The 13781-nt window shown below is 47.8% G+C and carries 14 protein-coding genes (1 of these 14 cut by a window edge); 6 read left to right on the top strand and 8 right to left on the bottom strand.

Annotation, left to right across the window (positions count from 1 at the left end; all coding sequences use genetic code 11):
- Window positions 1–9: 9 nt before the first annotated feature.
- The gene (locus QUB70_RS01270) at window positions 10–879 is read right to left on the bottom strand and encodes a methylated-DNA--[protein]-cysteine S-methyltransferase (RefSeq protein WP_332977922.1); all 870 of its coding nucleotides are present in this window, start codon (window positions 877–879) and stop codon (window positions 10–12) included.
- 247 nt (window positions 880–1126) lie between these two features.
- On the opposite strand from QUB70_RS01270, the gene QUB70_RS01265 reads away from it, so the two are divergent.
- Window positions 1127–1354, top strand: a complete 228-nt coding sequence (locus QUB70_RS01265) for a hypothetical protein (RefSeq protein ID WP_332977921.1) — start codon at window positions 1127–1129, stop codon at window positions 1352–1354.
- A 31-nt stretch (window positions 1355–1385) separates the two neighbouring features.
- On the opposite strand, the gene QUB70_RS01260 is transcribed toward QUB70_RS01265, so the two are convergent.
- Window positions 1386–2342: an alpha/beta fold hydrolase gene (locus QUB70_RS01260; RefSeq protein WP_332977920.1), complete on the bottom strand. Its 957-nt coding sequence runs from the start codon at window positions 2340–2342 to the stop codon at window positions 1386–1388.
- 24 nt (window positions 2343–2366) lie between these two features.
- Entirely contained in the window at window positions 2367–2681 is a 315-nt protein-coding gene (locus QUB70_RS01255) for a helix-turn-helix domain-containing protein (RefSeq protein WP_332977919.1), read from the bottom strand.
- A gap of 80 nt (window positions 2682–2761) precedes the next feature.
- On the opposite strand from QUB70_RS01255, the gene QUB70_RS01250 reads away from it, so the two are divergent.
- Window positions 2762–3874 carry an AI-2E family transporter gene (locus tag QUB70_RS01250; protein WP_332977918.1) on the top strand — a complete coding sequence of 371 codons (1113 nt, stop codon included), beginning with the start codon at window positions 2762–2764 and terminating at the stop codon, window positions 3872–3874.
- A 165-nt stretch (window positions 3875–4039) separates the two neighbouring features.
- On the opposite strand, the gene QUB70_RS01245 is transcribed toward QUB70_RS01250, so the two are convergent.
- The gene (locus QUB70_RS01245) at window positions 4040–4975 is read right to left on the bottom strand and encodes an OmpA family protein (protein ID WP_442927675.1); all 936 of its coding nucleotides are present in this window, start codon (window positions 4973–4975) and stop codon (window positions 4040–4042) included.
- A 354-nt stretch (window positions 4976–5329) separates the two neighbouring features.
- Between QUB70_RS01245 and QUB70_RS01240 the strand changes: the two genes are divergently transcribed.
- Together QUB70_RS01240 and QUB70_RS01235 are read left to right on the top strand one after the other, a co-directional pair.
- Window positions 5330–6001 carry a hypothetical protein gene (locus tag QUB70_RS01240; RefSeq protein WP_332977916.1) on the top strand — a complete coding sequence of 224 codons (672 nt, stop codon included), beginning with the start codon at window positions 5330–5332 and terminating at the stop codon, window positions 5999–6001.
- A gap of 5 nt (window positions 6002–6006) precedes the next feature.
- The gene (locus QUB70_RS01235; RefSeq protein WP_332977915.1) at window positions 6007–8085 is read left to right on the top strand and encodes an abortive infection protein; all 2079 of its coding nucleotides are present in this window, start codon (window positions 6007–6009) and stop codon (window positions 8083–8085) included.
- Between the two features lie 188 nt (window positions 8086–8273).
- On the opposite strand, the gene QUB70_RS01230 is transcribed toward QUB70_RS01235, so the two are convergent.
- The 4 genes from QUB70_RS01230 to QUB70_RS01215 all read right to left on the bottom strand — a co-directional run bounded on the left by QUB70_RS01230 (window position 8274) and on the right by QUB70_RS01215 (window position 13175).
- A complete protein-coding gene (locus QUB70_RS01230) occupies window positions 8274–9446 on the bottom strand; it encodes a DUF4335 domain-containing protein (protein WP_332977914.1) in 1173 nt (390 codons plus the stop codon).
- Window positions 9447–9449: 3 nt separating this feature from the next.
- The gene (locus tag QUB70_RS01225; RefSeq protein WP_332977913.1) at window positions 9450–10076 is read right to left on the bottom strand and encodes a DUF3038 domain-containing protein; all 627 of its coding nucleotides are present in this window, start codon (window positions 10074–10076) and stop codon (window positions 9450–9452) included.
- A 274-nt stretch (window positions 10077–10350) separates the two neighbouring features.
- A complete protein-coding gene (locus QUB70_RS01220; protein ID WP_332977912.1) occupies window positions 10351–10887 on the bottom strand; it encodes a hypothetical protein in 537 nt (178 codons plus the stop codon).
- 83 nt (window positions 10888–10970) lie between these two features.
- Window positions 10971–13175, bottom strand: a complete 2205-nt coding sequence (locus QUB70_RS01215; RefSeq protein WP_332977911.1) for a cation:proton antiporter — start codon at window positions 13173–13175, stop codon at window positions 10971–10973.
- On the opposite strand from QUB70_RS01215, the gene QUB70_RS01210 reads away from it, so the two are divergent.
- Both QUB70_RS01210 and rpsB read left to right on the top strand, forming a co-directional pair.
- The gene (locus tag QUB70_RS01210) at window positions 13174–13362 is read left to right on the top strand and encodes a hypothetical protein (protein ID WP_332977910.1); all 189 of its coding nucleotides are present in this window, start codon (window positions 13174–13176) and stop codon (window positions 13360–13362) included. The two genes, QUB70_RS01215 and QUB70_RS01210, sit on opposite strands and share 2 nt — an antisense overlap.
- Window positions 13363–13734: 372 nt before the next feature.
- A protein-coding gene (gene rpsB, locus QUB70_RS01205; RefSeq protein ID WP_332977909.1) for a 30S ribosomal protein S2 crosses the window boundary here: on the top strand, window positions 13735–13781 show its beginning. The gene runs 784 nt beyond the window's last position; 47 of the gene's 831 nt are visible here — the first part of the coding sequence; its start codon is at window positions 13735–13737; its stop codon lies beyond the right edge, outside the window.

Genomic DNA, 13781 nt, shown 5'->3' with positions numbered 1-13781 from the left:
GACATGATATTATTTGTTAATTTCGCGGCTGGCTTCCCAGCTTAAAATAACTGTTTTTCGCTCCACACCCCAGCGATAACCGCCCAACTCTCCAGATTCTCGGATGACGCGATGACACGGGATCAGATAGGCGACGGGATTATTACCCACAGCATTACCAACGGCTCTAGCTGCTGTCGGGCGCTCGATGGTTTCAGCAATAGTTTGGTAGGTGGTGATTCCCGCAAATGGGACTCTCAAAAGTGCCCGCCAGACTTGAACCTGAAAATTAGTTCCCTTCACCAAAAGTGCGATCGGTTTACGATCGCAAAAACTGCCTCGATCGAAAATTGTATCGCACAAAGGTTGAGTGATTTCGCGATCGCAAATAACCTCAGCATTTAACCAGACATTCCGCAGCATTTGTTCAGCCCTTTGCTCATCGGTTCCATCCAAGAAATACAGATTACAAATGCCGCGGGCTGTTGTTGCAATTAGAGCTTTGCCAAAAGGAGTGTCGTGAATTCCGCAGACAATTTGCAATCCTAATCCGCCTGTTTTAAACTCACCCGGAGACATTGCTTCGAGATTCACAAACAAATCATGCAATCTTCCGGGACTAGATAAGCCGATATCTGATGTTAAATCGAGAAGGCTTTTAGTTTGAGCAATCTTTGACTTGGCATATTCAACCGTCAGATACTGCAAAAACCGCTTGGGGCTAATACCAGCCCACTGAGTAAACATTCGTTGGAAATGATACTCACTTAAACCGATATGCTGTGCTGCGGCTGCTAAATCTGGCTGATGCAAGTGATTTTGACGCATAAATGCGATCGCCCCAGCAATCCGGTGATAATCTTCGCTGTCATAGATACTCGGACTTTCGATCGAAATCATGTCGGCTATTCAGAAAAAGATTTGCATCTTTTTAGTCTACTGATGGTGCAAACTTAAAGCCACCCGTTTCTTGCGGTATTTGTATCAGCAGCGAATTCTAAACACGCTGTCTTGGAAAAAATTATATCAGCTTACCAACCAGCGAGCAAGGCGCGAGCAGGTAGTACCTAGCAACTGGAGGGAATAAGCGATACAATTTACTAAACTTCGCAAGTTGTTCAACCGTATTGGGTAATAGCCTAACTCTATGAATACCCTCGACCAAGTGCTAGAAACTACTTTGCAACTGTCCTGCGAACAGCAGGAAATGCCGATCAAAATCCTGCAAAACCGTCACTGCGAGAGTATCCGCGCCGAAATAGCTGCGGATGCTCAACAAACCTTAGCTGATTTCCGTACAGGCAAATTCCGACAGCAGTCAGCCGAGGATGTTATTTCAAAATTACGCCAGTCTTTGGACGAGCCGGAAGCATGAGACAACTGGTTCTGAAACTCCAAAAATAGATTTAATTTTTATTTAACTTATTCACAAACTCACCAACAGCAGCCACAAATTCTGCGGTTGATTCGTAAGGTAAAACGTTGCGCCCCGGTATCAACAAACCTTCCGCATTGGGAAAGTTAGCTAAATATTGCGCTAATCTTTCATCGGGTTTTTCTTCTTTACCCGATTGACTGATACTTGAGGCTTTTTCTCCCATGACAACGAGTGTGGGGCGATCGAACTTTTGAATCGTGCTACTGTAATCCTGACGCCAAAACCCCGCTAAAAACGAGAAAACCGCGTGGCGGCTGTCAGGATTCGCTGCCCCAGCCTGCAAAGCATCCAACCATTCGCTGTCAACTTTCGCCGCATCGCCAAACAGTTGTTTGATGGAAAAAGAGCGCAGAAACTCAGCGCGTCTGGCGTAGCGGTAAAAAGCGTTTCCCAAGGGAGAATTTAACAAATTCCAGACAATTCTTTGCTGTCTGTCTGTCGAATGTTTGTTCATCACCGCCCAAGCGGGAGGCCCCGCGAGGACTAACCCGCGAATTAAATTTGAGCCGCTTTCCTGCTGCATTTTTGCTAAAGCCAAGGCTACAGAAAGTAAAGCACCTTGCACGAGTACGATCGCAGGTTTTTTGACTACAGTTTCCAAGAAAAACTGCAACTGTGCGGCCCAATCGTCTGGATAGCAAGCCACAGCCGGCATTTCGGAATCGCCGCAGCCCAAAAGATCGGGATTGTAAATAGGATTAGTGTTCCCTGCTTTGTACCAACTATCACAAAATCTATGCCAAAAGATTCTTGACAACCCAACTCCTATCGGATGAATTAATAACAAAGGGATGCTATCTTCTGTCGCAGTAGTTGGGTTATAAACTTCATAAGCACAGCGATAGTTTTGCCATTCGTAAAACAGCGTTGGGGATTTTATAGACGAAATGGCGGACAAATCTTGGGTGGAATATTGCGGCTGCATATTAATCTTTTAATTTTTCCTGTACTATGCTACGACAATGCGAGTTTGAGCTTGGACATTTGGTTGCGAGTGGGCAATACGAATCTCTACATTGCTGCCGAGTGCGTTGAGAAAACTAAATAGGCGTTCTGTAGAGAACTCGGATAATTTACCGCGCATCAATGCTGATATTTTGGGTCGATCGATACCTAAGAGCTTTTCTGCTTCAGTCTGGGTTAGTTGGCGTTCGGAGATTAACTCATTGATTTGATGAGCTAGTTCTGCCTTAATCAATAGTTCATCAGGATTGGGGAGCCCTAAGTCAGCAAACACATTCCCACTGCTTGAATGCACTTTCATAATCTTAATTGTAACTTATATCATATCGTTTATTATAAAATCAAGGTTGAGACGATCGCCAAAAATATAATTACTTAATCATGTCAGAACAGCGGATAACTATTTCTTTACCTAACTTGCTGCTAATTGTTGCATCGTCCTTGCTGCTAGTGCTGCTGTGGCAATTGCGCAGCCTGCTAGTAATTCTGATGATATCAGTCGTGCTCGCCGCGTCGATCGTCCCGATCGTGAATTGGGCCGAAACCATGCGGGTTCCCCGCTGGCTGGCGGTGATTATGGTTTATTTAACTCTCATCGGCGGATTAAGCGGCACGGTGGTGTTAATCGGCCCCACAGTAATCGCACAAATAGAATTACTGCTGCGGCAGTTACCAGTTTATGTCGAAAGTTTGCGAACTGTGGCAACTAATGTATTGAGTCGGTTGAGCGACAATGCCCCAACCTTGGTGGGTCAGTTGGTGGACACTCAATCGCTGACTAATTGGCTGATTCGATCGAGCCAACAACTGGTTTTGCGATCGTACAGTTTAACGAGAGGCATTCTCGGCGGTTTCTTCAGTTTAGTTTTAGCATTATTTATCTCAGGTTACATGGTTGCCGACAGCGACACATTAATTAAAAGTTTGGTGCAGTTTTTCCCGAAACCTTGGGATGAAAGATTAGCAGCACAAGCCACGCCAATCGGTCAAAGAATGGGGAGTTACATTCGCGGGCGAGTGTTAGTTTCGGGCATTTTAGGGATATTTATTACCACAGGTTTGAGCGTTTTGGGAATGCCGGAATTTGCTTTAGGCTTGGGTGCGATCGCCGGTGTTACCAACTTGATTCCCTTCATCGGCCCCGTGTTAGGAGCAGTACCAGCATTAATCGTAGCATTAGCTAAAGGTGGCTGGGTACTTTTGTGGGTGTTGCTGTTATTTGTAATTATCCAGAATTTAGAAACTTACGTCCTCGATCCTTTGCTGGTTGGTTCATCGGTTGGTGTGCACCCTTTATATCAATTGCTTTCTGTCTTGGGAGGCGTTCAAGTATTGGGAATTATCGGAGCTATAATCGTGCCGCCTTGGTTTGCCGGAGTGGCAGCTTTGATTGAAAACTTGTATTTAAAACCAAAACTTAGGAGCGAACATCAAGAGGCAATAGATCGGGCTAAAAATAATTCTGACTTGCCACCTCTTACACCTTCAGCGTGACAGCAGCTTACCCCTTGATAATTCAACACAGTAGCCTCCAATTGCAACCATTCGATCACCTCTGTGGAAATTATCTGCGTTTATCTGTGTTTATCTGCCTTACATCTGCGGTTCACTATCAATCAAAGATTCATGCAACAAATCTAGTATCCACAAGTCCGCTGACTAAGGACTAATTGCCACTTCAATGCGGCGGTTGCGCTGCCGATTACTATCAGAACTATTGTCTACCGAAGGGCGACTTTCCCCATAGCCGATCGCCACCCAATGATACTTCTGACCGAGCACACCCGACAAATACTGCACCACAGCCTGAGCCCGCGCAAACGACACATTGCGATTGTCCGCCGCTTCCCCCGCGTCGTCAGTATGGCCCGCAACCCGCACCGTCGCCCCCTCGTGATTGCTCAACTCCGCCACCAAATTGTCCAAAATCGCACTTGTTCCCGCGCGCAAAGAAATGCTGCCAGTATCAAACAAAACATCGCTGGGCAGAGTTACCATCAGCCCATCCCCTCCAAACACCGGATTATTGGCATTCTGCGGCGCAGTATTCACCGTTTCAGGGCTCAGACTGGGGCTGCTGCCGATCGCCGGTAAAGCAGGAACAGGACTTGCCGCCGTTTCCGGCCCTGCCAATTCCCGCGACATCAACTGCAACCGCTTTTCCAAAGTTTCCGTCGGGCGGCTGCTGCCCAACTGACTCTCCAAAGCCGCCGTGCGCCCGATTAGCGCGTTCAACTCCCCCTGCAACTGTCTCAAATCCGACTGCAATTTCTCTCTCTGGGCAGGACTGAGTTTTGACTGGGGAGTCGGTGTAGCGGTTGGTGTCGGGAGCGCCGGAATTTGCGTTGCTGGGGCGCGTTTCGGGCTGGAGGTCAAATTTTGAGTTACGCGCAGCAATCTCTCTGCCAGCGGCATCTCGGCGGTGTTAGAAGGGTAAATTTGAGCGATCGCCATCCCCAAAACCCACGCAAAACCGCTGCCTACCCCCAGCAGCAGCAGTCGAAATATCAGCGACAGTACAAGCAAACCTTTTCCCCGCGACTTGGAGACGCGAGTCGGGGGGATTGAAGGTTTTTGGTTAAAAGATGGCGTCATTTTTCCTCCCGGACGGTGCACGTACCAGATTAATTTCGATACTATCTTACCAATCCGATTTGAGATTTGAGATTTTAGATTGGAAGACAAATCTACATTAGACTTGAATTGCATAAATCTTTGATTGATACAGAAACCGCAGATGTAAGGCAGATGCACGCAGATAAACGCAGATGAATTTCAAGAAGTGCGAGGGAATGAATGCAATTGCTCGTCTAATCTAAAACAGAAACCCGGTTTTTCCAAATCTGGGGTTTGGCGGCGAAGCATTTCCGGCAGAAACCGGGTTTCTAGTGCCCTGCGTGCAAGCCTGAATCTGTTAGATAATGCTGTATAACTTTTGGAAAAAAACCGATGACTGACCCTTTAAATAGCCCTTATCCCGTTCCTTGGGAATGGATTAGTGCCACTCATGCTAAAGTGAGCTCAACTGCCGGCACAGGCGTCCGCTACTATCGCAGCCCTTCCCTAGTTTCAACTAACGGTCAATACGCCGCTTACAGTCGAATTGAGTTGCAAGTAGAGGCGGAATTCGCCCGGTGTCGGGTTAGCAGCGTCATGTTTGTGGAAAATCTCAAAACAGGGGAACTGCAAACAGTAGCGGCTGCTTCGCCTCTGGCGGAAAGCGGAATGTATGCTAGCGATGACACAGATATGTCCGGGACGATCGCGATTTTAGTGCCTGTTTCTTGGAATCAAGAGGGTTCCCGCGTTCTCGCCCGCGAATTTGAAGCGCTTTTCAACTCTTCCGATATGTCCGACTACGCGGTAATCTGGGACAAAAATGATAATTACACTTATACCGTTGCTCCCGCTCGCAGTCTTTACACTCATGCTGTATTGTTGGGTTGGAGTCAAGTTTGCCCGGGACAAGTTCTGTTCCGCGCCGGCAATTTGGGCGATCGATCTTGGCCTCTTTGTGCAGTGGATATGACAGGCCAAACGGTAGCTGTCAGCGAGGACAAACCCCTAGTTTTCGGCAGTCAAGCCAGCACAGACTGGATCGAACCTAAAACTCGTTTTTAGATATTATGGCATTTTCTGCGATCGGGCCCACAATTATTTTACTTTCCGGTCTATCTTTCGACCAATTCATTTTGATTCTGGCGCTGATTGTTCTGGCTGTTATTTCCGGCCTAACAGCTTTTATTTTTATTCGGCTGTTCCTCAATTGGTTGCAGGTGAAATTGGAGGAAAAACGCCATTCTTCTAGACCGCAGTTTACCAAAAATTCCGGCAATTCAACCGCTAATCTTTCTGACTCGCAAAACCTTTTTTTAGAACCGCTGTTCCTAGAAACTGAGGGCAATTTAACGGCTGCTATTTTTGGTGGATCTGGAAGCGATATTTCAGAAGCGCGCGATCCGCAGATAATCTGCGAAAATCCAGCAGCAGTTGCCCATCTCTACAAGCCGATCGCTCTTTGGCACGGCCGCTTGATTTTGCCCTCAAACGAACAGCGCCAGCCCTACGATACAGTGTTTTTTGAAGTAATAAATGCACCAAAAAGATATCAAAACTTTATTGGCAAAACAGCATTTTTGAAATGGAGTACAAATCGCGAAGTACAGTTTTTTCTCCACGCAGTAACGCAAGATATCAACTTCACCAAACAGGCTAAAAATAGTAAAAAATCTGGCAACATTCATCCAGATAGATTGAACGGGTTACGAAATGTCGGCCCTTTAGAAACTCTCGCAGGTACCCGACTCGAAGACAGCGTGACAGTGATGCTGCGCAGGCCAGTGATTGCAATTAATTATAGCAGCAGCGATCGCCGCGAACTCACGATCGATCGCGAACCAGTACAAATTATCGGACGTTTGTGCGCCTTAGTCTCAATTCTACAGCGAAAAGAACCCAACAGCGACAAATTTATTGTCCGCCATTTCAACAAAACATCTCAACAATTTGACGGCGCCGCCGAAATCATTCGGATTCCCCAAGTACAGCCAGACAAAAATGGCGTAGCGAGGTCTACCAATCACCAGATCGAACAATCGCCATTAAATCCAGACGGCTGGTATATTTACGGCGAAAGAGACGAAGACAGTATATTTGCAGTACAGGCAATCGAACCCCGCAAAATTGCCCAATTAATTCCAGATGAAACACATTTCGGACTGAAAAAATCTCTCGCTTATTTAAGCAGCAAAAATTGGGAAAATACACCAGCCCAAAAAGGGCAAGCAAAAAGAGTATTGTTAACGCCTGATGACGCTACAGAAAACCCTTCAATCTCTCCTTGGCAAGAAGGAGATATCGGCATAGTGATTCACAGTTTCGGGGGTATCGGCGGCAAAAAAGGCGAACGGCCACCGCTGGGAATTGTCACCGGACATTTTGCTTTCGGAGTAGCAAAAGTAGTGCGCGATCGATTTACTAGCGAACTGCGTTTTGACATAGAATACAAACAAGTTTACGCCCACAATGCCGACGGAATTGTCGCCGGTTCCAACAAGTGGCAAAGTTACATGGGAGACTTGCAGCGCGGCTGGTTGGGCGATCGCCCGGTTTGCGATATCATCTGTAAATTAGACTGCGTGTGTTGCGACTACGATTTTGGCGGCATCGCCTTGTCGCCCTTAACCGAATTAAACCAGCAACTAGATATCATGATGGCCCGCTACCGCAGCGGAGACGGCACCGGCGCAACTTTAGTCACGCCAGCAACTTCTTGCGTCCAAGATTCAAGTCAGGCAATTTACGCGACAATTAAAAAAATTACTTCCGAAGTCGAGTCAAATCCTCAGATTCAAGACTGGCTGAAAACACATCCCACCGACGCACAAACCCAAAGATTTCACCAGTTAGTAGCTTTAGGAGAAAGTTTAGAAAAAGTATTAATTCCCCTCGGTATTGTCCGTCCAGATTGGCGGAAAAATACGAGATTGGCGGGGATTGATTCGGAACTGAAAAAAACATTTTTTGCGGGTATAGCGAACTTGATAAAAGCTGCTATTAGTTACCGAACAATGCTGCCCAGACGCACCCAAGATGAAATCGCCAAAATTTTCTTAAAACAGGGAGCATTTTTGTGGATAATTCGCACCAATCAAGTCGGAGGATTTGACCCAGACATTGAGCCGATCGCACCAACAGGCTTTTGAGTCAAATTATAATATAAGAAAAAGACGGCGGTTGAAACCGCGTCTACACAAACGAATTCCGCCTCCGCGGAATGAAGAGAATTAATCAGATCCGGTAATTTTAACCGCGCACTCTTCAACCCGCGGAGGCGGGTTTTGTTTGTGTAGACGCGGTTTCTAACCGCCCGGTCTTCTTCAACTATGAACCATTACCAAGGACTCACTTGAACAGTGCCGCCCGGTGCAACAACTACTCGGAAATCAGCCAGCGGTTCCGCAGGCGGCCTGCTGCCAATCGGTTTGTAAAGCAACTCCGACAAAGGCGTTTGCGATCGATCGACTGCTGCCGAATTCTCCGACTTGTAACCGACAATCGCCCCGTCTTTAGCCACACTCACCCGATAAACCAACTCCGCATCAACGGCAGGCTGATTCTTGACAACTCCCTCAATTTGCTGCGAAAGTTTGCCCTTCAACAGCTCAATTTCCGCCGGATCGGTAATCGGCACGGCAGCCGCTTCAGGGCTTGCCAAACCTTCAGCAACAGGACTGGGCGTGGTTTCGGGCGAAGTATTAGACTGCGGTGCGGCCAACGGTGAAGCCTCCGACTGCGGCGCGGGGCTCGGAGTCGGCGAACTCGATTCAGCTTTCGGAGTTTTATTCCCAGGCAGCAAACCGTCAGCAGGGCGCGCGGGATTGGGATTCGGCGAACCCGATCCGCCCGGATTCGGCGTTCCCTGATTCTGGCCCGCAGGATTGGGCTGCGGCACCGGATCTCTGGGGCGCTGGACTTCGGGTATCGGCACCAAGAAAAACGCCATCGCAGCCAAAGCCAAACTCGACACTCCCACGACAGCAGGCAAACTCCGCTTCGCCAAAGGTTCGGCCGACTTGATATAACGCTTGGAAATTGGGGTTAATTGCAGCGACAATTCCGGTAGCGTCTGCGTGTCGGCAAAAAACTGATCGATCGCCTCTACCAAGTCAAATAGCTGTACCGTCGTCAAATCTACTTTTGCCGACAGTTCTGTTTTTTGATCGATTTGGGTTGGGCTGCCTGTGGAGGCGGGTAGAACGGTCAACCGATGCACGTTGCCGTCAATTCTCTGCAACTGCACCATACCCAAATTCGGGCCGTAGCGATCGGGATAATGCACTCCGCTCATAAATTCTTGAGCGTAGCTGCTGACGGCCCTCACCAAGCTTTCAAAAAACTCCCGTCCCCCCGTCAGGGGCTCGCCGAGACCTGTAACATAGCATTCAGCGCTCATTAATATCGAAAGCACCGGCCGTATATCTAACTGGCTGGCTGCCGATCCATCGCTCAACCCTTCTAGAACCAGGGTGCAATTTGGCAGACTGTACTGACGCCTAATAGTCATTTTTTATTCAACTTCTCCATCAAACAGGCTAACCCAGAAGCGCTGCATTCCGGCTGTGCCTGTACAAAATAGCAGTTTGCTCAACAAGTTCAAAGCTAGTTCGTCGAGCTTTTCGTCGGAATCGTAAACTGCAACCAGCGATCGCTTGGGGTTCATGCGCGATCGAAAGTGAGCTCGAAAGCGTTCTAAATACTCGGCCAGCGGCAGGTTCTGGTTGAGGGGGATATTTTTCGATCGCAACTGCTGCGAGTCTAGCAGCAACTGCCGAATTGTGGCGGTTAACTTGCGCGCCATATTACAGGCGATCGCCACCAGCGCTTTTGCCTCCACAATGGTAAGGGAGCGGCGCTGGGCGTAGCGTCTCAGCGGGTTAGTATTGCGCATCAGCCAAAGGGCAACCCGATTTTTGATAATTGATTCCAATTCCAGCTCCTTTGACACTGCCAGCATTTCTTCAGCACCTCCGAGATACAAGGCTTCGATCGCCAGCAACATCAAATCAATTTGCAATCTGGCCCGGCGGGGACACCCGCCACCGTTCGGCGACAAGTCTGGCAAACTGTCTAAAATCAACGGGTTTGACTCGGTAAGCGAAGTTTCTGACGGCATTAATATCACGGCAACATCCATTCCAAACAAACTATACGGGCACGGGGGGTCTTGAGCAAGACAAATTCTCAACCAAAGACTCCTCTGGGATACTTTATTTTTATCATTGACTTTTAGGTATATTTTCTAATTTAGCAGCAACCGACCGTCACAGGCGAGCTCCGGCGGCCGGAGTTCGATCGCCCACTCCCCCACCGCCGCTTTGTGATTCCTTGCTTCATCAGGGGAGAAGGGGAGAGTCGGAAAGCGACAAAGAATTACCCCTTTCCCATTTCTTATTCTCTATTTTGCTCAATCAATGTTCTTGCTTCTGGGGTTGCACCGCCGCTTCTCTTTGAGCCGTAAAATCAGTAGCCGCGGCCTTATCAGTTAGACTAATTTTCCCCTTAAAGCTTTCTCGATCCACAATTCCGCGCATTTTAACAGAACTGTTTTGACCGGTTGCTGTGGAGTCGCTGCAACCAGCTAAATTAGCAACCGCACCGGACAAGTTCAATCCTTGAGTTTCCCACTTACCAAATAGAGAAGGTTTCTCCTCGGCTGTTTTTTCCCTGCCCTCCCTGCTGCCCGATCGCAAATTACCGCTCAAATAAACACCCGATTGCTCGATTGTCAAGACCAAGGAATCAGATTTCAGACATTCAGGCAAACTTTTAGGATCGAAGCGATAACTTCCCGCAATTGCCGGAGCAGCCTTTAAATTTGCTTCTCCGTAAGCAGTTACTACTTTAAATAGCAGCAAAACAGAGCCGATCGCTACCCCGTAAAATGCCAGGGATTTGAAGCTTAAATGATTCATCATCTTGGTAATTAATAATTGGGCATTGGGCATTGGGCATTGGGCATTGGGCATTGGGCATTGATACTAACTCACAAATAACCAATAACAACTGCCAACTGTCAACTGTCTACTGACTACCTTTGAGGAAGTACCGAAGCCAAGTGCGATCGCACTTTAACGTAACACCGCGCAATCAGCAGCGAAGAATGACACTGCACAGCCAATTCATCAGTATACTGTCCCAAAGTTTGGCGCTCAATTCCCCACTCCCGACTCGTACCTGCAATAGTCAAATCAGCATTAGCAGAAGCAGCAATCACCGCTTGAATTGGCTCAGCAGCCTCCACAATCGGAGTTTCAATGCGCGATCGCACGTCAACCGGCAACTGCTCCATCACTCGCCCAAACTCGTAACTCAACTCGTTTCCAGCTTCCCCGTCAACCGCCACCCGCAGCACCGTCAAACGGCGTTCCTCGCTATTAACTAACAGTCTCAGCGCCAATTCTAACCCCAAATCATCGTGAATGTTTGCCGCGTAAGGTACTAACAAGTTATTTAACTTTTCCCTGCCTCTGTCAACAAAAATTGCTACATCCACCTTAGCGTTGCTGAGAATTTGACCGACACGTCCTCCCAAACGGTTGCTGCTAAAAGTAGGCCTGTGCCATCCTAGTAAAATCAAATCCGCGCGATCTAGTTCCGCAATTTGTGCCGTTTCCCGCGCTATATCATTAGTAATCCGAATGATGGGATGTACGAATTTTCGCGCCTCCGGCAGTGCCAAACTATCAATCAATTCTGATAATTTCGCGCAGCGCTCTTGAATAATGCGATCGGCTTCCGCAGGCGTACTTTCAAAGGCATAGTCCTCATTTAATTCTATCAAACTCAGAGGATGAACCGCCGCCGACTGCAAATCATCACCGCCCATACCAGCAGCCGGCTGCGCCAGCGCTACCGCTAGTCGCAGTAAACCTTTCTGCGTGCTGGGATTGGCAACAGGTACTAAAATTCGATAAATTGGCAGCAATTTGTTAGCAGTTTCTTCGCTGATGTCAGCAATTTGTGAATCTTCTAATTCTGAATCCTCAGAGTTAACTTCTGAAATATCTAATCTAATTAACCGTTTTGGATAAGTCCACTCCAACAGCGGCGAAGTCATAAAAGTTGTGACTAAAGCCATGATGACTAACATCGTAAATAGCAGCGGCGAAATTACGCCCAGGGAAAGACCGATATTCAGCACAATTAGTTCAGTCAAACCGCGAGTATTCATCAGCCATCCCAGCGCTGAAGCTTCGCGGTTGCTGATGCCACAAACTCTGGCTGCCACGTAAGTGCCGAGGTATTTGCCGACAATTGCCACTCCCAAAACTGCGGCGCACAGCAGCCACAATTCGGGACTGTTGAGCAGGCCGATTTGAGTACGCAAGCCGCTGTAAGCAAAAAAGATTGGCAGCAGAAATATCAGGACAAAATCTTCGGTTTTCTCTGCTAATTCTCTGGTTAATCCCGCATTTTTAGGCATGGCCGCACCCAGCAAAAATGCACCGAAGATTAAGTGAATGCCGATCAATTCCGTAATTAAAGCCGATGCTACAACTCCCATGTAAATACCCGACAGCACTAACTGAGTTAACCTGCCGGTGCGATTGTAGTGCTTGGAAAGCCGCTGCAAGAACCAGCGGACTACAGTCAGCATGAAACCGATGTAAATTATAGATTCAATAATTGTCGGCAAAGCGCCGATCGTGGAGTTAGTTCGCGTAACTGCGATCGCCACTGCTAACAAGCACCACGCCGTCACATCGTCAACGGCAGCGCAAGTCAGGGCCAGCGTCCCCAATTTTGTATTCTGCAAGTTGTGTTCTGTAATAATTCTTGCCAGCACCGGAAAGGCTGTAATTGACATCGCAGCGCCTAAAAACAGGGCAAAGGCTGTAAAAGAAACGCTATTATTTGAAACGATGGGATACAGCAGCAGTGCGAGCAAGCTTCCCAGGGAAAACGGCACTAGAATGCTGACGTGGGAAGTTAAAATCGCTATATCTAAATTGCTTTTGAGGTACTTCGGATTCAGTTCCAAACCAATCAAAAACATGAAAAATATCAGCCCGATTTGGGATAGCACGTTGAGGAAGGGGACGGCCTCGGGTGGAAAAAGGGCTGTTGCTAAATCTGGTGCAACTAAGCCAAACAGAGACGGGCCGAGCATAATTCCTGCTACGATTTCTCCAATGACTTGAGGTTGCTTGATCCAGCGGAATCCCAAACCGACAATTCGGGAAAGTGCGATGACAATTAGAACTTCAACTAGAACTAGAATGGGGATGGGCATGGCGTTTGTAGCTTTGGGATTTTTTGCGGATCGAGAAGGAACTCGTAAAGCCGGCAGAATTGCCGATCGAACAAAATGGATACAAGCTCGATCGAAGGTAGAAGGCACAAGAGGCACACCAACAACGCCATTCTCTCACAAGCGAACAAAGGCTTTGGCAACCTCCCACCTGGATTTTTCGTTTTAAAGAAACGCTTGCAAGTAACTCTAACCGCAGTCGGCGCACCCCGCACTAAATCTCACCTCCGGATGCCCACCGCCCATTTAAACTCACATCTTGCACCATTCTCAATTACTTGTTTAGGAACAGGCAAGATGCCTGTTCCACAAGAAAATTCATCTCTTGTGGAACGGGCTCTCCGGCCCGTTCTTGACAATGGTGCAACATCTGAGTTTAAACCTAGTGATATAAGATTGTCAGACAAAGTAGCGCGAGCTGTGATAAACTAGAAAAGTTGTTTAAATTCGCACATCCGGGTTTTCGGGTGTTTCGAGGGCGCAAACCTTCAGAAATACGACCGGATGGAGGATTAACCCGAATACAGGAGTTAAAAATACAATGCCAGTAGTCAGTTTGGCTCAAATGTTAGAGTCAGGAGTTCACTT

Origin of the sequence: Microcoleus sp. A003_D6 (genome assembly GCF_036702825.1) — a bacterium.
In the GTDB taxonomy this organism is placed as follows: Bacteria; Cyanobacteriota; Cyanobacteriia; order Cyanobacteriales; family Microcoleaceae; genus Microcoleus.
Note: the sequence above shows the minus strand (reverse complement) of the source record. Positions and strands in the feature narration are given on the sequence as shown.

What these genes read in the sequence shown, in the direction of transcription:
- QUB70_RS01250 (WP_332977918.1), top strand. Translation starts at nt 2,762, where the DNA reads ATGTCAGAACAGCGGATAACTATTTCTTTACCTAACTTGCTGCTAATT.
- QUB70_RS01225 (WP_332977913.1), bottom strand. Translation starts at nt 10,076, where the DNA reads ATGGATGTTGCCGTGATATTAATGCCGTCAGAAACTTCGCTTACCGAG.
- QUB70_RS01240 (WP_332977916.1), top strand. Translation starts at nt 5,330, where the DNA reads ATGACTGACCCTTTAAATAGCCCTTATCCCGTTCCTTGGGAATGGATT.
- QUB70_RS01210 (WP_332977910.1), top strand. Translation starts at nt 13,174, where the DNA reads ATGGCGTTTGTAGCTTTGGGATTTTTTGCGGATCGAGAAGGAACTCGT.
- QUB70_RS01220 (WP_332977912.1), bottom strand. Translation starts at nt 10,887, where the DNA reads ATGCCCAATGCCCAATTATTAATTACCAAGATGATGAATCATTTAAGC.
- QUB70_RS01265 (WP_332977921.1), top strand. Translation starts at nt 1,127, where the DNA reads ATGAATACCCTCGACCAAGTGCTAGAAACTACTTTGCAACTGTCCTGC.
- QUB70_RS01260 (WP_332977920.1), bottom strand. Translation starts at nt 2,342, where the DNA reads ATGCAGCCGCAATATTCCACCCAAGATTTGTCCGCCATTTCGTCTATA.
- QUB70_RS01230 (WP_332977914.1), bottom strand. Translation starts at nt 9,446, where the DNA reads ATGACTATTAGGCGTCAGTACAGTCTGCCAAATTGCACCCTGGTTCTA.
- QUB70_RS01255 (WP_332977919.1), bottom strand. Translation starts at nt 2,681, where the DNA reads ATGAAAGTGCATTCAAGCAGTGGGAATGTGTTTGCTGACTTAGGGCTC.
- QUB70_RS01270 (WP_332977922.1), bottom strand. Translation starts at nt 879, where the DNA reads ATGATTTCGATCGAAAGTCCGAGTATCTATGACAGCGAAGATTATCAC.
- QUB70_RS01235 (WP_332977915.1), top strand. Translation starts at nt 6,007, where the DNA reads ATGGCATTTTCTGCGATCGGGCCCACAATTATTTTACTTTCCGGTCTA.
- QUB70_RS01215 (WP_332977911.1), bottom strand. Translation starts at nt 13,175, where the DNA reads ATGCCCATCCCCATTCTAGTTCTAGTTGAAGTTCTAATTGTCATCGCA.
- QUB70_RS01245 (WP_442927675.1), bottom strand. Translation starts at nt 4,975, where the DNA reads ATGACGCCATCTTTTAACCAAAAACCTTCAATCCCCCCGACTCGCGTC.